Here is a 21415-nt window from a genome sequence, read left to right on the forward strand (position 1 = left end):
CGGGGTGAGATATCGAACGTGCCATCGCTGCGATCGGCCTTACGGACGAAGGGCCGTGCTTTGAGGAACATCGTCGATAGAACTGGCTTATTGCCGTGCATGAGATTCGCCGGATGGGATAATATGGATGGTTATAGGAAGTTCCGCACGAACGAAGCGTGCGGCTCGATAACGGATTCACGACGATGCGGGCAGTCGCGCGCATCTTTCGGCAAGAGAAGCGAGGGCATCTATGAGCAACGACGACACCGCGCGTTCCATTTTCGAGCAGAATGCGGTTGATCCTGTGTTTCTGCCGTCAGCTCTCTCCGACGTGGCGTCCGATTTCGAAGACGCGAGCGCTGCGGCCGGGCTGGTTGCCTCCGTTCGCCTTCAGGGCAAGGTGGGCAAAAAGGCCAAGACCGCGGCGATCGTGCTGGCGGGCGGTTCGGGCGAACGCTTCGGGCACGATGGGGGCAAGCAGATCGTCGAGATTGCCGGGCGCCCCACGTTGGCATGGTCGATCATGGCCTTCGATGCGACCGAGGATATAGGCATTATCGTGGTGGTGTGCCCCGAGGATCGCATGCAGGAATACTGGGCGCTCGCTATCGACCCGCACAATTTCGTCACGCCCATCGTGATGGCGCCCGCCGGCGCATCGCGTCAGGAAAGCGCGTTCTCGGGTTTGGAGTACGTGCCGGACAACTATGAATACGTGGCGCTGCACGACGGCGCTCGTCCGTTGATTTCTCCCGAACTCATCACGCACACTATCAACACGCTCAAGGGCACGCTCGATGCGGATGGCGCCATTGTGGCCACTCCCGCCGTCGACACGCTCAAGGTCGTGGAAAACGGCGTGATTGTGGGCACGCCTGACCGCCGCGTGTTCTGGAATGCCCAGACCCCGCAGGTGTTCCGCTCGGGCGTGTATCGCCGCGCCCATGCTTCGGCGCTGGCGGAAGGCTTCATCGGCACCGACGACGCATCGCTCATCGAGCGCATGGGGGGCAAGGTGCTGGTGGTGGAAGGCAAGCGCGACAATATCAAGCTCACGGTGCCTGAGGACTACCGCATGCTTTCGGCCATCGTGCAATCGCAGGGCTTGGTTGAGAAGGACGAAGGAGTAGACGCGTGACGAACGCTTCGAACATGAGAATCGGGCTGGGATATGACGTGCATGCGTTCGCGCCCGATCGCAAGCTTATTCTTGGCGGGGTAGATATCCCGCATCATCAGGGGCTTCTGGGCCATTCGGACGCCGATGTGCTGGCGCATGCGATCTCTGACGCGCTTTTGGGCGCGGCGCGCGCGGGCGATATCGGCAAGCTGTTCCCCGATACCGACCCGAAATATGCCGGCGCCGATTCGCTCAAGCTGCTGGAGGCGGTTGCGGAGCATGTGCGCTCGCTCGGGTTCGAGATTGTGGACGTGGACAGCGTGATCGCGGCGCAGGCTCCCAAGCTTTCTCCGCATCGCGATGCCATGCGTGAGAACCTGGCGCACGCGATGGGCGTGTCGGTAGATGCCGTGGGGGTGAAGGCCACCACGACCGAGCGCCTGGGATTTGAGGGGCGTGAAGAGGGAATCTCTGCGCAAGCGGTAGCCTTATTGACGAGGCGATGTTAGATTCCTGTCGCATGCGGTGGGTCGGGCATGCGTCTCACGCGCAGTTCCGCACGGTAAACAGGCCAGTGGCCTGTTTAGTCTCAAGCTTCTGCGCCCGAGAGGGCGCACTGGCGGGCGCTTGTCGAACGCCAGTTGTGGCTTTCGTGCGAGCAGGACTGTTTGAGCATGAGATGCGTGTCCGACCCACCGCACAATGATGCGCATAGGAAACATTCGACACGTACACAGGAGTCATCATGATTCGTATTTATAACAGCCAGCTGCGCGAGAAGCGCGAGTTTCAGCCTATCGAAGAGGGCAAGGTACGTATGTATGTGTGCGGGCCTACCGTATACGACCAGATTCACATCGGCAACGCGCGCACGTTTCTGTCGTTCGACGTGATTCGTCGCTGGCTCATCGCGAGCGGCTACGAGGTCACGTTCGCGCAGAACCTTACCGACGTGGACGACAAGATCATCAACCGCGCCAACGAGCAAGGCCGCACGGCCGAGGAAGTGGCGCATGAGTTTTCCGATGCGTTTATCGAGCAAATGCATCGCTTCAACATCATGGATCCGGACATTCGCCCGCGTGCCACCAAAGAGATCGGCCCCATGATCGGCATGATCAAGAGCCTGATCGAGCAAGGGCACGCCTATGCGGCGGATAACGGCGATGTGTATTTCGCGGTGCGCAGCGATCCCAGCTACGGCGAGGTTTCGGGTCGCAAGATTGACGACCTGATGGTGGGCGCGCGCATTGAGGAGAACGAAGACAAGCGCGACCCGCTGGATTTTGCGCTGTGGAAGGCAGCCAAGCCCGGCGAGCCTATGCGGGATTCCCCGTGGGGCAAAGGACGCCCGGGCTGGCATACCGAGTGTGCCGCAATGGTGCACCGTTACTTGGGCACGCCTATCGATATCCATGGCGGTGGCGGTGACCTGGCGTTTCCTCATCACGAGAACGAATGCGCGCAGGCCACGTGCTGCTGGCATCAGGGCTTCGCGAACACATGGATGCATGCGGGCATGCTGCGCGTAGACGGCGAGAAGATGTCCAAGAGCCTGGGCAACTTCTATACGCTCAAAGAGGTGCTGGACGCGCACAGCGCCGCGGCGCTGAGGCTGCTGATGCTCCAGACGCATTACCGTTCGCCGCTTGATTTCTCATGGGAGCGCTTGGAGGGGGCCGAGAACTCGCTCGAACGCATTGCCACCTGCGTGGAGAACCTGCGCTGGGCGGCGGGGCATGTCGAAGAGGGGGCTGCGGTTGATGCGAAGCTTGCGGCAAGGTTGGTTGCTGCGACCGAAGCCGCATCCGCCGAGTTCGAAGCCCAGATGAATGACGATTTCAATACCGCGGGCGCCATCGCGGCGTATTTCTCGCTGGTGACCGAGGCCAACACCTACGTGGAGCAGGCGGCGGGCGCGGCCGATGTTGAGGCATGCATGGCGTGCGCGACGTCGATCTTGGGCGCGTTCGGCATCTTGGGCATCGAGCTGCCGGTGAAGCAGGCTGAGCTGCCTATAGCGCTTATCGGCATCGCCGAAGATGTTGCGGGGTATGAGGGCGATAACGTGGACGATGCCGCCGAGGCCATCCTCGCCGTGCGCGCCGAGGCTCGCGCCGAGAAGGATTGGGCGCGCGCCGATGCCATCCGTGACCAGCTCAAAGAGCTCAATCTGGTAGTCGAAGACACCGCGGCCGGCAGCCGCATCAAGCGCGCATAAAAGCTATCGTCATTATGCCAGGCAAGGCCGATTTTATTCGCTGATGCTAGGCACGAGTGGGCAGGGTCTTCGACCGTACCCGTGAGGTTGCGGATTTCGCCCGATTGGCTTCTTTGCCTATGGCTCGCCGGCCAAGTACGATGCGGCATGAAGGTCTTAAACGCACAAACCCCCGGAATTCCGGGGGTTTGTGCGTTTACTTGCAAACAAACGGCGATTTGCTGCAGTTTTCGCGCGCCTCCCGAAGTAGCCCAATCGGCGCAAGGCTGTGACCTGGGGAAACGCGAATCCCAACGGCGGTGTACTCGGGGAACCCCTCGAAAACTGCAGCAAATCGCCGTCTGTTTCATCTGCCGAGAATAGCGCCCTCGCCGGGAGGGGTGACGAGGGCGTTTCGGAAGGGCGAAGCGCACCTGAGGCGCTCTTTGTATCTCGCGAAGAGTAGAGAAAACTTTTGAACGGAAAATAGCTTGCGGCTCCTGGCACTTTGCGGTGGCTTCTTGAGGAATTCGTTACGGAGATTCGAGGGGTGACGCAATCGTTCAGGCGGCGGTTGCGCCTTCCCTCCCTATGGTTTCTCGGTGCTTGTTGGTGAGTGGTGAGGTTGCGGACTGGGCATCTTGCTAGAATTCCGAAGCTGGTGAGTCCCGCTGTGGGGCGGTCCTTCTGAGTTTAGGGGGTGCTGCCTTATGGGCGTTATCCATATCGTCGTTGATTTCCTGGCCGCGTCCGCGGCCCTGGCCACGATTCTGAGGTTCGCTTTGGATGAGTGGAGAAGGAGGCGATGCAAGCGGGATGGTTCGGTAGAAAGGAAAAGCCGGGAATGATCCCGGCTTTCTAACGCGTAAACACCGGGCCGCCCCGCAACTCTGAGTCAGTTTAGCAGGCTACTCAAGGGGCTTGCCAGCGTTACAAGCGCATTATAGCATGGGCGCCTCTGGCGCATAAAGGCTTCATGAATACGACGATTTACCAAGACTGCGGGCGCATTCGCAGAGAAAGGCAAACCAATGGCGGAATACATCGAGGGGAAGCGTCCGATTATCGAGGCGTTGCGCGCGGGCATGCCGCTGAAGAGCGTGCTCATGGCTGACAACGTGCAGCAGGATGGCCAGATTAGGGACATCCTACGCAAGGCGCGCCAGCATGGCGTGAAGGTGAAGCCTGTTTCGCGCAAGGTGCTTGATGACATGAGCGAACGTGGCAGCCATCAGGGCGTTATGGCTGAGACGCTGCCGTTTCCCTATGTGAATACCACCGAAATCATCGCGGATGCCAACAAGCGCGCTGAAGAGCGCGGCGGGGCGTTGGTGGTGGTGCTCGACCATCTGACTGATGCCGGCAACCTGGGCGCCATCGCGCGTTCCGCCGAAATCGTTGGCGCAAGTGGCCTGGTCATTCCTAACAAGCGTTCTGCGCGCGTGACGGCTGCCACGTACAAAAGCTCGGCGGGCGCGATTAACCACATCAAGATCAGCCAAGTGGCAAATCTTGCTTCCACGCTGGAACGCCTCAAAAAAGAAGGCTTCTGGGTTGCGGGCGCCAGCGAGCATGCGCAGCATACCGTGTGGGAGGCTCCGCTCTACGGGAAGATCGCCCTGGTCATGGGCAATGAAGCCGAGGGGCTTTCCCGTTTGACCATGGAGGAGTGCGACTTCCTGACGAAGCTTCCCCAGGAGGGCAAAGTGGGATCGCTTAACGTGGCGCAGGCTGCAACCGCCATCATGTACGAATGGATGCGCCAGTGCGCCGTGAAGGCTGCTCAATAGGATTATCAATATAGTTAGGCTCCTTTTGAAACTAACTATGCAATAAGATGTTTAGTTCCGCTTATGAACTTAACATTACGAAAGTGAGAAATAAGGTATTTATTAGAAACTAGCAAACTATGGGAAAGCAGAGAAAACGGCTTCTTCTGGTCGACGGCTACAACGTGTTGCGCAGCGGTTCCCGTTATCGTCACGTGCTTCATACGGGACCCAACCCCGATTATGATAACGATGCGTTCAATCGTGCCCGCGAGGCCCTCATCAACGATGTGGTGGCATACGCCGGTCGCGATTCCGATGCGATTATCGTGTTCGACGGCGCCGATAACGAATTTTCGGACGGCACCGTGGAGCGCATTGCCGGCGTGCGCATCATGTTCTCCCGCGCGGGCGATTCGGCCGACAAGGTGATCGAGAAGCTGGCATGGGAGGCGCGTGAGCGTGGCGTGGAGACCATGGTGGTTACCAGCGACGCATCCATTCAGAACACGGTGTTCGGCGGCGGCGTAGACCGCATGAGCGCCGACGGCTTCAGCCGCGCCGTGAATCTGCACGTCCACGAGTCGAGGCTGGACGACGCTCCAAAGGTGGCCGTGAAAAACACCGTGGCGGAGCGTCTTGACCCCGACGTGCGTGCGAAATTGGCCGCGCTGCGGGATTCGCTGCGGTAAACGTCATACGCTTTTGCATCGGCGGGCATATTCGGCGCGCAACGTCGACATCCTGGGCCTGGCGATGGGGATATTCGCTACAGAAAGAAGGCAATCATGCTGGAGAGATTTGCGGCAACGGGCAAGTACACTACGCTTGCGGGCGATGCGCTGAAAGCGTCTATGGCTAAGGTCGAGGGCACCTCGGTGGTTGCCACGGTCAACGAGGACGGCACGCCTAATGCCGCTATTTTCGTACCCATGATGGCGGACGACACCCATCTGGTTATGACGCTTGCCGCCAACCGCACGCGCGAAAACATCGAGCGCACGGGCCAGTGCGTGGTGGTGTACGATGCAGCGAATCCCCAGGCGGAGAGCAAGGCGGGGCGTCATAAGGGAGTGCGTATGCGCTGCGAGCTGGTTGCTGCAGAAAGCGACGAATACAAGCAGGTTGCAGAGGCGTGGCCGCGCATGACGCCGTACACGCTCGTCCTGCGCGTCGTCGGCTTCATGGCGATCGGGTAACTTCGCGTCGGGTATTGCGCACGTGATGCGCTACTACGGTCGCCCGCACGCAAGAGAGGACGTTTTCAGATGAACATCACCGTGATTGCCGTAGGCAAGCTAAAGGAGAAGTTCTGGGTTGCTGCGTGCGACGAATACCTCAAACGCCTTAAGGGATATGCAAAGGTGCGTGTGATCGAGGTGGCCGACCGTGACCCGGCAAAATGCGGCGGCGACGATGCCGCGCGCAAGGCAGAGGGCAAGGACATCCTCAAGGCATTGCCGGCGCATTCGCATGTGATGCTGCTTGACGTTCAAGGGCGGCAGCTTTCGAGCGAAGGCATTTCTGCGCGCATCGATGCCATTGCATTGAGCGGAGTGAGCGATATCACGTTCATCATCGGCGGATCGAGCGGGGTGAGCCAGGATGTGTACGATTCCGCTAACGAGACGCTTTCGTTCGGCAAGATAACGCTGCCTCATAATCTTGCGCGTGTGGTGCTGCTAGAGCAGATCTATCGCGCATTCAAGATCAGCCGTGGCGAGCCGTACCATAAATAACGATTTCCATGCGAAGCCGCGATGACGGCTTCGTTTCATATAGAGAAGGAGGGCGCATGGCCGCTCGCAAAAAACAGGCTCCGCATATGACGGAGGATGACAAACGCTTCATCTATCAGGTGCTTAAGCGTAATTTCGAATTCGATGAGGAGTATCCGCTGGCAAACCTGGGGTGGTGCTTCCTGCGCGAGGATATAGACAAGGCCGATTATGGTTTCATCAAACTCACGCCTATGCTCGAGGAGATGTCGGACTTTGTGAGCACGTCCGCCAAAGAAGTGGGCGGCGTTTCGCAATCCATGTTCTCCCTGCGTGAGAACAATGCCTACGAGCAGAAGCAGGATAAGAAATCTGGCTCAAAAAAGAAAAACGAATCCAATCTTCGGCAATCTCCTGCATCGGACGCCGAGTCCGCCAAAGCTCCCTCAAAGAAAAAGGGCGCGTGTCGGTCCAAGGGCGCGGATAAGATCGAGGACAAGTCCGTAGGAAAGGCCGAGGGGGAATTCCGCGGCGAAAGCGCAGATAAGAATGCAGATGCCCCCGAGCCAACGCATGCCGGCAAGACCGAAGACGTCCAGGAAAAGGGCAAGCAGGTTGCCCAAAAGTCCACCAATGCCGCCCCTGTGGCAAAGGCAGACGAGAAGGCCGCGACCGCCAAGCGGGCTTCTTCTCAGCCCGCCGCGAAGCCCAAAGAGGAGGAATCTGCCAAGGCATCTAAACCTTTGACGCGATCGTCGCGTTTGCCGCGTGGGCGAGTGGCTCCCGGCAAGGCTCTCGAGCGATTCGCCGACTTGAAGTCTTGGCCGGAGTTCCTCTCTACGCTCGCTTCGCTTGCGCTCGAGGAGCCCTGGGATTTTTGCGAAGTGCCCGGCATTCAGGCGGTTGGCGGATCTTCCAAACGGTACGACATCCTGCATAACTACATCCGTTACACGTTCTATCGCCTGACGCTTGAGGACAAGGTGGCGTATTCGGATGATGAAAGCTTTGCCGCCTTCAACACCGGGCTCGTGGACAAGCATTACGAAGACATTTATGCATGCTTCGAGCCGTCGCCTGCGGAAAGTCGCCAGCCGTGGACGTTCGCGGGCTTCTGCACGGCAGGCACGGGCAGGTTCGGCAAGCGTCTCGTGCGCGAGATGAACCCGCTGCCCCAGCCAGCGAGCTACCTGCAGCGCAAGGAGGATTTGCTGTTCGACCTGGAGCGCGAGGTGGTGTGCGACATCCGCCACATAGTGGTGGACAACGTGCACAGGCTTCCGCTTATCTTCCTGCGCGACGAGATGGCTTCGTCGGCGGAATGCCGGGGCATCCTTGCCGGCATCGAGGATTTGACCCCGCGCGGTCGCGACGCCCGCTTCGAGCGCCTTCGCAAGGCGATTGCGGATGACCCCCGCCTGTTCACGCGGCTGTCGAACAGCATCAATGCGGCTATTGACCAGGCTCGACGTCAGGTGCGATGGAACTATAAGACGGCGGTGCCGGCGTATTACCCGCGCACGAACAGCATGAACCTGCTCTTGCCTCTCAACCTGACCGAAGACACTACGCCCGACGTGGCGCTCGTGGTCGAGCTGCAAAAATCGGGAAACTATCAGGGTCAAACCATCGTGACCATGGCGCAGGCGTATCGCGATGCGCGCCTTTTGTGCCGCCCGTATATCGACTGGCTGTCGCCGGCGTCTATCATCGACGCGGCGGGCGAAGACGATGATGAGGAAGAATAGCCTTGCGCATCGGGGCATTCTGCAGCGTGCGCATCGTTCGAAAGGGGCGTTTATGCTTGTAGGCATCATTTCTGACACGCACGGGCATCTGCCGCGGGCGGCGTATTTCGAGCTGGCGGACTGCGACCACATCATCCATGCGGGCGATATAGGCGGGATTGAGATTCTGGAGGAGCTACGCACTCTGGCGCCCGTCACGGCCGTGCTGGGCAACAACGATATTCCTGAGTACGGCGACTCGGTGGGGCGCTATGCAGCTGAGACGATCGGGGATGTGCGCTTTTTGATCACGCATACGCCGAGCGGTTTGCAGCGGGCGCTTTCGGGGCGCACCTCGGCGCTTGCCCCGGGCGATCCGGCGCCGTGGGCGGCGGTGCATGGGCATACGCATGTTCCGCGCATCGAGCATGGCGCCGAGGCGTTCCCGGCGCGGATGCTCGTATGTCCCGGTTCGCCCGTTCGCCCGCGCGGCGGTTCGATGCCCTGTGTGGCCAAGCTTACAATCGAGGACGGTGCGGTGCGTGATGCGCGTATCGTGGAGCTGAGGCTGTAGCGCGCTTGGAGCTGTACAATCCGCTGGAACCCACCGAACCTAAAGGAGACTCATTATGAAGATAGATATCGCCGAAGTGCAGGAAATGCTCGAAAACGACCCGCATATGCTGCTGGTAGATGTTCGCACCCAGGAGGAATACGATGCGGGCCACATTCCGGGAGCCGGCTGCATGCCGGTGGAAACGATTATGGATTGCCTGTATGACGAGGCCCTTTCGGAGCGCGGGTTGGACGCTATCGCCAACGCGCGCGGCATGGAAATGGCCGACGATGCCTCGGTCATCGTGCTGTACTGCCGCACGGGCGCCCGTAGCGCTACCGCCGCGCAGTATATGGAAGCTATAGGCTATGTGAACGTGTACGACGCGGGCGGCATCGTTGAGTGGCCCTACGAGGTGGTTACCACCGAGGAGGAACAGATGGTGGCATCGGCTATTGCGGCATCGGGCGTTGCCGCCGTAGGCGAGGCTCCGCACTCCGGTCACGAAGGTGAATGCGGCCACGACCACGACCGCGACCACGGGCATGCTCATGATCACGACTGCGGTTGCGGCCATGATCACGGTCACGGCCAAAGCCATAATTAATGCCGCCGACGCGCGAAAGGCGCGCTATCGTTCGTTTTGCTCGTGGCGCGTGAGCGGGTCTTTTGGCGTTTCGGCCCTCTTTGGCCCCTGCGAACTGCTGGATGGGCATTGTACCTCCTTGGCTACCGCAGGGCTTATTACACCGTTTTATAGCTTGCGGGCAATCGTGTCGTTCCGTTATTGGATTTAGGCTCCGTTTCTCCTGATAATCAAATCAGCGATTGCGCCGGCTCTGCTGCTCGCTTCATGAGCACGGGGCTGCGTGCGATGATGCTGCAGATGTGGGCACTTCGCATGGGGCGAAGACGCAGAATGAGACGGGAGAGCGCCATGAGTAAAGTGCGGCTTGCTGTGCTGGGCATGAATCACGGACAAAAGATCGCGCGCGGTGCGGTAGAGCACCCCGAGGTGGAACTTGTGGCAGTTGCCGGCTTCGGCGAAAACGACAAGAGAATTGCCGAAGAGCTTGGCGTGCCCATCTATGAAGACTATACGCTGCTGCTCAAGCAAGAAGAACTTGACGCGCTTTATGTTGCCCTGCCCAACCGGCTCCATCTTCCCGCTACTGAGCTCGCCATTCAGGCGGGCATCAAATTCCTTTTGCTGGAAAAGCCGGTCGCCGATACCGTCGAAGAAGCGGAGCGCATCATTGAACTGTGCGACGAGGCGGGCGTCACCCTGCTCATTGGCCATCATCGTCGCTCTTCGAGCAAGTACTTGTTCCTGCGCGATCTGCTTGACTCAGGCCGCCTCGGCGATGTCGTTGGCCTGCAGAGCACATTCGCCATTGCTAAGTCGCGCGATTATTTCGATGTGGAGTGGCGTGTCGTTAAAGGCGGCGGACCCCTTTTGATTAACGCCGTGCACGATTTCGACGATTTGAACTACATGATGGGCGTGCGCCCTACTCGTGTATATGCTGCTACTCGCAATACAATTCGCGGCAATGAAGTCGAGGATAGCGTCTCTGTTCTGATTGAGTACGAAAACGGCGCCACCGCTACGTACTTTATTTCCGATGGCACCCCTGGTCCGTGGAACTACGATCTTGCTGCCTGCGAGAATGCGTTCTGGTGCCACTGCCCGGGCGAGAACAGCCTCCATGTCTTTGGGACAAAGGGGTCTTTCGGTTTTCCCAACATGGATCTGTACTATTATGAAGACGACCATTTTGGATGGACCGAGCCGCTCATCCATGAGCATTTCAACGTTGAGAAAAACGATCCGATGCTCTCCGAGCTCGATCATTTCATCGACTTGTGCAAAGGGCGTGAGACCGCACCGCGTTGCACGGGAGAGAACGGTCTCGATACCTTGAAGGTTGTGTGCGCGATTTTCAAATCCGCCGAAACCGGTCTTCCAGTTGACCTGTAAGCCTTCCAGAAAGCGCCTCCAAAAGAAAAGACCCATGTCGGTGCGACGCGATATGCCTGATGGATGCCGAGAGGGCTTTTCCGGGCTGCTCCGCGCCTCTTGGGGAACTACGGCGCCTCGTCGGTGCTTCCGGCGGGGCGCCCGTCTGTTTGGATGCCGACGCAGCGCAAGCGGGTTTCGTGTATAGTAGCCGAAGGGTCGGACTGCGTTGAAGGGCGCTGGAGAGGGGCGGTATGAATATAGATCATCTGCGCTATTTCGATTGTCTGGCGCAAGTGCTTAACTACACGAAAGCCGCCGAGCGTCTTTTTATCACCCAACCGGCGCTCTCGAGCGCAATAAAGCGCATGGAAAAGGAGCTAGGGATCACGCTATTCGTTCGTGATCAGGGTTCTTCCCGCATCAGGCTTACCGAAGAGGGCGCCGTGCTTAGCCGCTATGTTGCCAAGGCCCTGAAAAGCTACGATGCCGGCGTGCGCCTGGCGCTTGAGGTGAAGGGCGAGCGCAACTCCACTCTTCGGGTTGGGATTCCTCACGCCATTCAGGGGCATTTGTGGTCGCGGGCAATGCAGGAGTTTCGCGCGAGCTGTGCGGTTGAGCCCGATATCATAATCAAACAAGGCTATTCGGTCAGTCTGATGGAGAGCCTTCGCAGCGGGGAGCTTGACGTCGCGTTCGCCTCGCGAACGGTGGGCAGCGATGATATGAACCACGTACTCCTGTGGTCGCAGCCGCTGGTGGCGGCGGTCAATTTGGAGAATCCTTTCGCGCGGCGCGCGACGGTATCGCTCGATGATTTATGCGGCAAGGAATTCATGACCTACAACCGAACCTCACCGGTTTATTGTCGCATCGAGGATGAGCTTGCAGGCGTTGACGTGCGCTTGAACTGTCGCTGCGACGACGAGATTACGATGGCATCCATCGTTGCCGCCGATCCCTCGACGATGGCGCTCATGTGCTATTCGTTCCTGCTCGAGGCATACCGAGGAATCGCGTTTCTGCCTGTGCTCGGCGTGTCTCAGGACTTCCATAAGATTTACTTGGTCAGCCGCCGCGAAGACCATCCTCGGGTGGTTTCTGATTTCATCGCCTTCATGGCGCGGTATCGCTTTCCGATAACAATGGGCGGCTGATGCCTGCGACTCTGCTCTGTGGCTTGAACCGCAGACATCGGCTGCTTTTTTACCCATGCGTTTGTCTCAGCTCATACGTAGCGTTTCGTGTTTGCCAGCGAAAGGCCTACCGTGCTCGCATTGTGCAAAAGCGAAGAAGCTTGAGGCGTTACGGCTCCGCCCACGCCCAAGGCCAAAAGCGCGGAATTGATACCGATGACCTTGCGATACGAGTTCGCCATGCGTTGCTGCAATCCGCAGCTGAGGCGGCGCAGGTCGACGAGAGCATCCAGGCCGGTGTCGGATAGCACAACGTCTGCTACCTCCTTGGCGATGTCGGAGCCCTGACCCATTGCGATTCCGACATCGGCAAGCGAAAGGGCGGGGGAGTCGTTCACGCCGTCGCCTACCATGGCAATGCGGTGCCCCTGCGACTTGAGCATCTCAAGGTATGCGTATTTATCTTCTGGCAGAAGGTCGGCGTGCCATTCGTCGATGCCTGCTTCTTGCGCGATGCGCGAGGCGGTTTTCGCGGAGTCTCCGGTGAGCATGATGATATGTTTGAAACCAAGGCTTTTGAGCTGCGCAATCGCTTCTGCTGCTTTGGGCTTGATGGGGTCTTGGATGCCCAGGACGCCCACTACGCTTCCGTCTATCGCCAAATATAGCGGCGAGAGGCCAAAAAACTCCTCCTCTACGCGCGCCGATTGGAGCTCGTCAAACGTTGCTCGCTCATCCTCCAGCACGAAATGCTTTGACCCTATGACCACGCGCTTCCCATCGAGCGACGACGCTATGCCGTGCGCCACGATGTATTCCACCGCGGCGTGACGCTCGCGATGCCTGATGCCGCGTTCCTCTGCGGCATGCACAACGGCGCGCGCTACCGGGTGGGGGAAATGCTCCTCCAGGCATGCGGCAAGACGAAGCACCTCGCGGTTGGGCCAGGCGTCGTCCAGAGACTCGACGCGCATCAGCTTCGGCGTTGCCTGGGTGAGCGTACCCGTTTTGTCGAACACGATGGTGTCAGCGTTGGCGAACGTTTCGAAATGTCTCGCGCCTTTCACCATTATGCCCGCTTTTGCCGCGTTGCTCATTGCCGCCATCACAGCAATGGATCCGGTAAGCTTGAGCGCGCAGGAATAGTCCACCATGAGCGCTGCGGAGGCCTTCGATATATCGCGCGTGGCAAGCGCCATTGCCCCGGCGAGCAGGAAGTTCCAAGGAACGATGCGATCCGCCGCTCGCTCCATGCGCGTTTGCGCCTCCGATTTGAGCGAATCGGCCTGCTCGACAAGTGAAACGATGGAGCGCAGCTTGGTTTTGTCCGCGCCCTCGCGCACGCGAACCAGAATATCGCCGTCTTCCACGACGGTTCCGGCGAATACGTCATCGCCCTTCGTGCGCTCCACCGCCAGTGGCTCGCCGGTGAGCGTCGCCTGGTTCACCATGGCGCATCCCTGCTCGATCACGCCGTCTATGCATATCGACATGCCGGTGCGCACGGCAATCAGATCGCCGGGCATGAGGCTTGCGGCGGGCACGCTTGTTTCGGAGTCGCCTTCTATCTTGCGTGCCGAATCGGGCACGCTGAGCAGCGATTCTATGAGCTCGTTTTCGGAGGAGGCGCGCGTGTAATCTTCGAGCGCCTCGCCCACGTTGAGCAGGAACATGGTTTGACTTGCGGTTTTGGGATCGCGTTTCAAGAAGGAGACCCCAATGGCTGCCGCGTCGAGCACGGGTACCGTAAGGCGTCCGCGACGCAGCTCACGCCATCCTGCCGCCAAAAACGGCCTGAATGCGTTTATGGCGAACAACGCGCGCACGGGCATGGGCAAAAGCCAGCGGCGCGCGAAGTAGGCGCCCACGATGCGGGCGAGCTGCATAAGGAGGGCGTGCGTGCGCGGGGCGAGCGCTACGGCGCATCCCTGCTGAGCTTTTTGGATGTCGGCGCGAGTGATGCGTCCAAGGTGGTCGAGCACGGCACCCCGTCCCGCCGCTCCCTCCGCGTATTCAACGGCCATCTGCCCTATGCGGCCGTACACCTGAACTCTGCGCACCTGCGGGCAGGAGCTCGTCACCTGGATTAGCGCGTCAAGCTGGGAATCGGGTACCGGTCCGGCAAGCTTGAGGCGCATGCGGCCGGGTATCTCATGGTGGATGGCGTAATGCATGTGCGGGCGATTCCTAGTTGGCGGCTGTTTCGTTGGGCTTTTCGGGCGCATCGGCGGCTGCGCCTGCATCGCTGGCCATTTCGGCTTCTTCGCTCTGGTTCGCGGGTTTTGCGTTGAGGTAGGTCGCCTCTGCCACGATGTCGTCCATCTCGGCCTTCGCCTGCTCAACTATCTCTTCGTAGCTCTGCTTCACGCGCAATGCGCCCGCCACGCCGTGCACGTAGCACTTTTTCGCCTGCTGGCTTGTAAGGGCCTTCACCCCAACGGTTCCCAAAAGAAATCCTGCGCCAACCAGCAGCGACCCCGTTTTCATGTTCATGGCGAGCCTCCTTGCTCTTGTGCGGCTTTGCCCATGCGGACAAAGCGTTTGCGGTGGGGGGAATGCGTGCTCTCAAAAAAGCGGGCTATGCGGTCGGACCGCTCGCGCAATGGTCGGAACGCTCGCGCAATGACTTGACCGAAGCGTACTCGCTTTTCTTGCGACCTGGCCGCAGGAAGCGTCTCACGCGTTCGCGAGGCTGCCCTTCCCGTGCCGGGCTTAATCGGCATGAAGCAAATTGTTCCCCATGACTAACAAAAAGTTAGAATAGTGTTACACTTCCTAGAAGTCAACCATGGCGAACTACGGAAGAGAAGAGCTTGCTTAGTGCTATTCGGGACAAAGAGAGGGCAACAGGATGAAGAGGCACAAGTTTTTTGGATGGGCGATGCTGATTTGCGCTATTGCGGCGGTCTATACCGGTTACAAGCGGGCATAGGGGGGTCATCGTGGCCGAGATGGAGATGAATGCGCAAACCGTGGTGCTGCTGATTGTGGTGCTGGTGTTGTTTGCGTTCGCACTGCGGCGCGCCCGCGACGTGTTTGGAGGCAAGGCGGGCTGTCATGGCAGCGGCTCGAATTCCTCGAAGGCGCCGAAGCCGGTCGTTGTCGCCGATACCGACGAATCGCACTATCCCTACCGTCTCGAGCTTGTCGTGGGCGGCATGACGTGCGACCGTTGCAAAGCGGCGGTGGAGAATTCCGTTAATTCCATTCCCGGCATGTGGGCTCGCGTTGATCTGGGCGAGCGTCGCATTATGGTGCTCGGCAAGTCGCCCATTGAGCAGGCTGCCGTTGAAGATGCCGTTGAAGCGGCAGGCTATTACGTTGTGCGTCAGCCGGAATAGGGGGAGGGCTCCAACGGGCTTTCTTTCAGCACAAAGTGACTGCGACGGGTGGCAATGATGCCTGCTTTTTGCATGCGCCCAAGCTCCGCCGAAAGGGCGCTGCGGTCTACGCCCAGGTAGTCGGCCAGCTCCTGCCGATTGAATGGAATGTCGAACTCATGCGATTCGGCCTGCGCCGCTTGCGATGAAAGGTATGACAGCACTTTGCCGCGAATGGTTTTGGGCGAAGTGTGCAGCGCGCGCTGGGAGAGCCGAATGTTCTTGCGCGCAATGGCCTCGAGCAGATTGCGCAGCACACGCGCATGGTGCGCGCAGGCATTCGAACAGACGGTCGTCACTCTCTCAACGTCTACCAGCAGCACTTCGCAGTCCTGCGCCGCCACGGCATCAACCAGCATGGGAACGCCCGGCGCGCATGCATAGGCCTCGGCAAACACCTGGCCGACCTCCACGCGCGAAAGCACGGTGACGTTCCCCCATGCGTCTACGCTTTCGATGCGTACCGATCCGCTGAGCACCAGCCCCACATCGCGCGGCATGTCGCCCATATGCAGGATACGCTCCCCCTTAGCAAACGATCGCGTACGCGCATTCAGGCAGTGCAGCATGACGACAATCTCCTGTTCGCTAGTTCCTTTGAAAAGGGGCGTTTTGGCGAGCAGCGTATAATCCATGAATTCCTCCATATGTTGTAATTACAACAGAATATATGGTAGCGCGCCCATACTGTATCGGCAATTGGAAATGCGACGCTAAGGGGGACCATATGACCCAGCAAAACATGTTCTGCTTCCAGTGCGAGCAAACCGCCGGCTGCACGGGCTGCACGGGTGCGGCGGGCGTATGCGGCAAGCGAGCCGAAGACGCTCGTGCGCAGGATGCGATCACTGGAGCGCTGATTGGATTGGCGCGTACCGTTCAGGCGGGCGCAGAGCCAAGCGCTGCCACCGATGAACTTATGATGGACGCCATGTTCACCTGCGTGACCAACGTGTCTTTTTCCAGCGAGGGTGACGAGGCGATGGCGCGACGCGTGCGTGAGGAAAATGCTCGCATCGCCGCAGCGGCGGGTATCGGTGCATGCGCGGATTTTGATATGGATGCGGTCTGGAATGCCGACGAGGACATGCGCTCCCTCAAATCGCTCGTGCTGTTCGGCCTGCGCGGCATGGCTGCCTACGCCCACCATGCACATGTGCTCGGGTACGACGACCCTGCTGTAACCGGGTTTTTCTACGAGGGCCTGGCGGCGCTTGCCACCGATCCGAGCGTGGATGACGCCGTAGCGTTGGCGCTCAAGGTGGGCGAGGTGAACCTGGCGTGCATGGCGCTGCTCGATCGCGCCAACACCGAATCGCTCGGCACCCCGGCACCCGCCGACGTGACCATGAAGGTGGAGGCGGGTCCGTTCATCATCGTCACCGGCCACGATCTGCGCGACCTCAAGCTGTTGCTCGAGCAAACCGAGGGGCGTGGCGTGAACGTGTATACCCATGGCGAGATGCTTCCCGCGCATGCTTACCCCGAGCTGCGCAAGTATGCTCATCTCAAGGGCAACTTCGGCACTGCGTGGCAGAACCAGCGCGCCGAATTCGACGGGGTGCCTGCGCCGATTCTTTTCACCACGAACTGCCTCATGCCGCCGCGTGCGTCCTATGCCGATCGCGTGTTTACCGCAGGCGTGGTAAATTTCCCGGATGCGCCCCATATCGGCGACGACAAGGATTTCAGCTCAGTGATCGAAAAGGCCATTGAGCTGGGAGGGTATGCGGAGGACCGCGAGTTTGCCGGCATCAATGGTGGCACGAGCATGACCACCGGATTCGGCCATGCGACGGTGCTTGGCTTGGCCGACACCGTGGTAGACGCCGTGAAGTCGGGCGATGTGCGCCATTTATTCCTAGTGGGCGGATGCGACGGCGCACGCGCCGGTCGCAATTACTACACCGATTTCGTGAAGCAGACGCCCAGCGATACCGTGGTTCTCACCTTGGCCTGCGGCAAGTTCCGCTTCAACGATCTTGATCTGGGGTCAATCGGCGGCATTCCGCGCCTGCTCGACGTGGGGCAGTGCAACGATGCCTATGGCGCGGTGAAAATCGCGCTCGCGCTGGCGGAGGCGTTCGATTGCGGCGTGAACGACCTGCCGCTCACGCTGGTGCTCTCGTGGTACGAGCAGAAGGCGGTGTGCATCCTGCTCACGTTGCTCCATCTGGGCATCAAGGGCATCTACCTGGGGCCGACGCTGCCTGCGTTCGTGTCGCCCAATGTGCTTAACGTGCTGGTTGATGCGTTTGATCTGCGCCCCATTTCCGGCGACGCAAAAGCCGACATGGCACAGATGTTGGGATAGTGCGCAAGCCCGCAAGCCCGCAAGCCTGTCGCCTTGAGGCGCCGTAGGGAAAGCTCTGCGGCGCCTCTTTTCAGTTGCGGCCTTCGCGCCTGCCCCTTGCCGCCCCCCACGAGCCCTTTAGTTTGGGCGATTTCGCAAGTCTTTCTGCTTTTTATGCCCGAGCTGCATCCCACTGCTTGTTGATCGCTGCGCGGCCGTCGCGGGGCCTATTCCTTTTCAAGCCATTTCACGGGACGCGTTTCAGCGGCCTTGTACATGAGCTGCGCGACCAGCGGCATGATGAGCATGGTAAGCGCGCCGGCCGACACGAACACCGATGCCGTGGATGCGTCCATGGCGCCGCCATTTACGGCAACGCTGGTCACTGCAACGATGAGCGGCAGCGCTGTGGTGCAGTACACGGCTACGGCGGCGTGGTTGCGCGCTCCCAGGGCGGCCACTTCGGGGTCCTTGTCGCGCGCCATCGAGATGAAGATCGGCATTGCGCGAATGAGCACGAGCATGGCGATGAAACCAACGAGCAGCGCCGGCTGAGCCGCAACGGCGGTAAGATCGATTCTCGCGCCTGACACCACGAAAAACAGCGGGATGAGGAACCCGTATCCAATGGAATTGAGCTTCTTCTCAAGGACCTCGTCGTCTTTGGGGATGATGTAGCGCAGGATGAAGCCGGCTGCGAATGCGCCCAGCACAATGTCAAGGTCGAAGAGCGACGATACCGCCACCAGCACAATGAGCAGCAGCATGGTAAGGCGCACGAAGGTTTGAGAGGTGGTGTCGCGTCCGGCGAAGAGGATGTCGCGAATGGGGCCTTCCTTGCGAGCGGTGCGGTGACCAAAGCGCGCCACCAGCACGGCGACCACGATAAATGCCGCCAAGATGGCAACGGTCAGCCAGGTGGCGCGCGTGGAAAGCAACAGCGCCATGGCAATCACCGGGCCGAGCTCGCCCCATGTTCCGTAGGAGAGGATGGAGCTTCCCATGCGCGTTCCCATGAGCCCACGCTCTTTGAGAATGGGCATGAGCGCGCCTATGGCGGTGGTGGTGAGCGCGATGGTGACCGCCAGGCCGTCAAGGCCGTTTGCCGAGATGCCAGTGAATGCATGGACTGCCACAAACGCGAGCGCCAATGTGATTCCCCAGGTGGCAAGGCCACGCTTGCCTTCGCGTCCCGTAATGGTTTTGGGGTTTATCTCATAGCCCGCCAGCAGGAAGAGCATCGCACAGCCAAGGTCGGAAAGCAGAGAGACGCTCTCGTCCAGCCAGATGACGTTGACCATATGCGGCCCTAGTACGGCACCGCCCGCCAGCAAAAGGACGGTTTCCGGTACGGGCTTTTTGGGAATGAGATTGGCGATAAACGGCGCCACCGCGGCGATGAGTCCGATGATGGCGAGCGATATGAAGTCGTGGGTCATGGGGAACCTTTCAGAGGTAAGGCGCCGAACTGTATTCCTGAATTGCCCTCGCGCTTAAATATGCGCTGCGGCTCAAGCCGGAAGCGAAGGTCGGCAAAAGGACGACCTCATACTATAGCGCGTTCGATATATGCGGATGGGTCAAGACTCCTATTTGTATTCAAAAAGAAGTTGAGGAATTGAAGCGGCGGATATCGCTGGCGGAGCTTATGAGAACAATGCTCACCACTATCGCCTGCTAAATGATTCATGAGATGAGAACTGGCGTCGGCCAAGATGAACGTGACCAAGCGCCTCCCGGAGATGGCCGTCTTTTCGAAGTCCCCCAAAGTAATTGTCGATCAAAAAAAGCGGAATCCTTGCGGGTTCCGCCCTGTTGTGTTTGGATGCGCACTTATGGCAACCTAAATTACCTTCGTCTGGACGTTACGCCCACTTCAAAAATGCGCGATAAGCTTTAAGTGCCTCGTAGAGGTCGGCCTTGTCGATGACCTCCCAGGGGGCGTGCATGCTCAGCACCGCCACTCCGCAGTCAATGACGTTCATGCCGTATTTGGCCAGGATGTAGGCGATGGTCCCGCCGCCGCCCACGTCCACCTTGCCAAGCTCGGCGGTTTGGAACGCAGCCCCGCCTTTTTCCATGATGGCGCGAATCTTGGCCATATATTCTGCGTTGGCGTCATTCGAGCCGCTCTTTCCGCGGCTGCCCGTAAACTTATTGAACACTACGCCGCGACCCAGATACGCCGTGTTCTTGGTTTCGAACGCGCTTGCGTAAGAGGGGTCAAAGCCGGCGCTCACATCGCTCGAGAGCATGCTGGAGTTAGCCAAGCAACGACGCAGCGGCAAATCGCCGGCCTGTCCGGCGAGGTCCATGATCTCGGCGATGGTGTTCTCGAAGAACATCGAGGTCATGCCCGTGGCGCCCACGCTGCCAATCTCCTCTTTGTCCACCAGGATGCAAATGCCAGTCTTCTCAAGGCCGGTTGCTTCAAGCTGCGCCACTAAGCTGGGGTACGCGCATACGCGGTCGTCGTGGCCGTAGCCCAGGATCATGGAGCGGTCGAAGCCGCAGTCGCGTGCGGGGCCGGCAGGCACCACCTCGAGCTCGGAGGAGAGAAAATCCGCTTCTTCCATGTTGTATTTCTCGGCAAGCTTAGACAAAAGCAGCGCCTTGACGGGCTCTTTGTCGGCGAGCTTTTCGATCTCGGTCTTCTCGTCGTCGGCCTTGCTTTCGGCCTTTTTCATGGGGCGGCTACCGGCGAGCACGTCGAGCGCCTCGCCCTCCACGACTTCAGACGCCTTCTTTTGCATCTGGTCGCCTGCCAAGTGAATGAGCAGGTCGGTCACACAAAACACGGGGTCGCCCGCATCCTCGCCAACGTTCACGCGCTCGACGGTGCCGTCTTTCTTGGCGATTACGCCGTGAATGGCGAGCGGGAGTGTGACCCACTGATACTTTTTCACTCCGCCATAGTAGTGCGTGTCCAGCAGCGCCAGATCTCCCGACTCATAGAGCGGGTTTTGCTTGATATCCAGGCGAGGGCTGTCAATATGGGCCCCCAGGATGTTCAGTCCGTCTTCCAGGGGGCGTGTGCCTATATGCGCCAAGATGAGCGTTTTGCCGTAGCTTTCGGCGTACACTTTGTCGCCTGCTGCAAGCGTGCGGCCGGCGGCGCGAGCTTCGTCGAGCGAGATGTAGCCGGCTTCGCGCGCCATAGCGATGGCGGTTGCGGCGCATTCGCGCTCGGTTTTGTTTTCGCTGATGAAGCGGCGATAATCCTGAGCAAGCGACTCGAGCTCGGAGAGCGCTGCGTCATCGTAGGAATTCCATGCGTTGGGATGTTCCATGGGTGCTCCTTTCCTTTGACTGTTTGTATAGTAGCATTCGCATATGACTGCGCAGTGTGCGTGTGCCGGCATTCTTTCGGGCTCGCACAACATAAATGGATGGAAAAGAAGAGCTGTTTGGCAGAAAAAGTGAGTATGTAATCCCAAATGAGGTCGATTGGGACCGCGGACGTTTTCTTGTACATCCTACAGCACCGGATAGCCCAGCGCCGCGCGGCGCTCGTCCGGGGTGAGCCACCCGAGCTTCTGGGATATGCGCCCCTCGCGGAACCAGCGCATCCACT

19 protein-coding genes are annotated in these 21415 nt (G+C 59.4%); 14 read left to right on the plus strand and 5 right to left on the minus strand.

The window, feature by feature from the left end; genetic code table 11:
- Positions 1-232: 232 nt before the first annotated feature.
- From ispD to DMP06_RS10620, 12 genes are all read left to right on the plus strand, one after another.
- The gene (gene ispD, locus DMP06_RS10565) at positions 233-1120 is read left to right on the plus strand and encodes a 2-C-methyl-D-erythritol 4-phosphate cytidylyltransferase (RefSeq protein WP_123209699.1); all 888 of its coding nucleotides are present in this window, start codon (positions 233-235) and stop codon (positions 1118-1120) included.
- A gap of 14 nt (positions 1121-1134) precedes the next feature.
- Positions 1135-1611, plus strand: coding sequence for a 2-C-methyl-D-erythritol 2,4-cyclodiphosphate synthase (gene ispF, locus DMP06_RS10570; protein ID WP_123209714.1), 477 nt, complete (start codon positions 1135-1137; stop codon positions 1609-1611).
- Positions 1612-1847: 236 nt separating this feature from the next.
- Positions 1848-3323, plus strand: coding sequence for a cysteine--tRNA ligase (cysS, locus tag DMP06_RS10575; protein ID WP_220092569.1), 1476 nt, complete (start codon positions 1848-1850; stop codon positions 3321-3323).
- Between the two features lie 1010 nt (positions 3324-4333).
- A complete protein-coding gene (rlmB, locus tag DMP06_RS10580) occupies positions 4334-5092 on the plus strand; it encodes a 23S rRNA (guanosine(2251)-2'-O)-methyltransferase RlmB (RefSeq protein ID WP_123209700.1) in 759 nt (252 codons plus the stop codon).
- A gap of 119 nt (positions 5093-5211) precedes the next feature.
- The gene (locus tag DMP06_RS10585; protein ID WP_123209701.1) at positions 5212-5763 is read left to right on the plus strand and encodes an NYN domain-containing protein; all 552 of its coding nucleotides are present in this window, start codon (positions 5212-5214) and stop codon (positions 5761-5763) included.
- A 96-nt stretch (positions 5764-5859) separates the two neighbouring features.
- A complete protein-coding gene (locus tag DMP06_RS10590) occupies positions 5860-6270 on the plus strand; it encodes a pyridoxamine 5'-phosphate oxidase family protein (protein WP_123209702.1) in 411 nt (136 codons plus the stop codon).
- Positions 6271-6339: 69 nt separating this feature from the next.
- Complete coding sequence (gene rlmH, locus DMP06_RS10595; RefSeq protein ID WP_123209703.1) at positions 6340-6810, plus strand: 23S rRNA (pseudouridine(1915)-N(3))-methyltransferase RlmH; 471 nt, start codon at positions 6340-6342, stop codon at positions 6808-6810.
- 56 nt (positions 6811-6866) lie between these two features.
- Positions 6867-8537: a DUF3825 domain-containing protein gene (locus tag DMP06_RS10600; RefSeq protein ID WP_245962494.1), complete on the plus strand. Its 1671-nt coding sequence runs from the start codon at positions 6867-6869 to the stop codon at positions 8535-8537.
- 52 nt (positions 8538-8589) lie between these two features.
- Positions 8590-9090 (plus strand): metallophosphoesterase family protein, encoded by a 501-nt coding sequence (locus DMP06_RS10605; protein WP_123209705.1) that lies wholly within the window; start codon positions 8590-8592, stop codon positions 9088-9090.
- A 55-nt stretch (positions 9091-9145) separates the two neighbouring features.
- Entirely contained in the window at positions 9146-9679 is a 534-nt protein-coding gene (locus DMP06_RS10610; protein ID WP_123209706.1) for a rhodanese-like domain-containing protein, read from the plus strand.
- Between the two features lie 330 nt (positions 9680-10009).
- Positions 10010-11053, plus strand: coding sequence for a Gfo/Idh/MocA family protein (locus tag DMP06_RS10615; RefSeq protein WP_161957914.1), 1044 nt, complete (start codon positions 10010-10012; stop codon positions 11051-11053).
- 233 nt (positions 11054-11286) lie between these two features.
- Positions 11287-12189, plus strand: a complete 903-nt coding sequence (locus tag DMP06_RS10620; RefSeq protein WP_123209708.1) for a LysR family transcriptional regulator — start codon at positions 11287-11289, stop codon at positions 12187-12189.
- Between the two features lie 71 nt (positions 12190-12260).
- Here the strand turns inward: DMP06_RS10620 and DMP06_RS10625 are convergent, their stop codons facing one another.
- The gene (locus DMP06_RS10625; RefSeq protein ID WP_123209709.1) at positions 12261-14342 is read right to left on the minus strand and encodes a heavy metal translocating P-type ATPase; all 2082 of its coding nucleotides are present in this window, start codon (positions 14340-14342) and stop codon (positions 12261-12263) included.
- A 13-nt stretch (positions 14343-14355) separates the two neighbouring features.
- Complete coding sequence (locus tag DMP06_RS10630; protein ID WP_123209710.1) at positions 14356-14661, minus strand: DUF6110 family protein; 306 nt, start codon at positions 14659-14661, stop codon at positions 14356-14358.
- Positions 14662-15119: 458 nt separating this feature from the next.
- Here DMP06_RS10630 and DMP06_RS10635 point away from each other — a divergent pair, with 458 nt between their 5' ends.
- The gene (locus DMP06_RS10635; protein WP_245962495.1) at positions 15120-15509 is read left to right on the plus strand and encodes a cation transporter; all 390 of its coding nucleotides are present in this window, start codon (positions 15120-15122) and stop codon (positions 15507-15509) included.
- Here the strand turns inward: DMP06_RS10635 and DMP06_RS10640 are convergent.
- Entirely contained in the window at positions 15497-16183 is a 687-nt protein-coding gene (locus DMP06_RS10640; RefSeq protein ID WP_123209711.1) for a Crp/Fnr family transcriptional regulator, read from the minus strand. The genes DMP06_RS10635 and DMP06_RS10640 overlap by 13 nt on opposite strands.
- Positions 16184-16275: 92 nt before the next feature.
- On the opposite strand from DMP06_RS10640, the gene hcp reads away from it, so the two are divergent.
- Positions 16276-17862, plus strand: a complete 1587-nt coding sequence (hcp, locus tag DMP06_RS10645; RefSeq protein WP_220092570.1) for a hydroxylamine reductase — start codon at positions 16276-16278, stop codon at positions 17860-17862.
- Positions 17863-18068: 206 nt separating this feature from the next.
- Here hcp and DMP06_RS10650 read toward each other — a convergent pair whose 3' ends face one another.
- Together DMP06_RS10650 and DMP06_RS10655 are read right to left on the minus strand one after the other, a co-directional pair.
- Entirely contained in the window at positions 18069-19280 is a 1212-nt protein-coding gene (locus tag DMP06_RS10650; protein WP_123209712.1) for a cation:proton antiporter, read from the minus strand.
- Between the two features lie 426 nt (positions 19281-19706).
- Positions 19707-21131, minus strand: coding sequence for an aminopeptidase (locus DMP06_RS10655; RefSeq protein ID WP_123209713.1), 1425 nt, complete (start codon positions 21129-21131; stop codon positions 19707-19709).
- Positions 21132-21415: the final 284 nt, after the last annotated feature.

Origin of the sequence: Slackia equolifaciens (assembly GCF_003725995.1) — a bacterium.
GTDB lineage: Bacteria > Actinomycetota > Coriobacteriia > Coriobacteriales > Eggerthellaceae > Slackia > Slackia equolifaciens.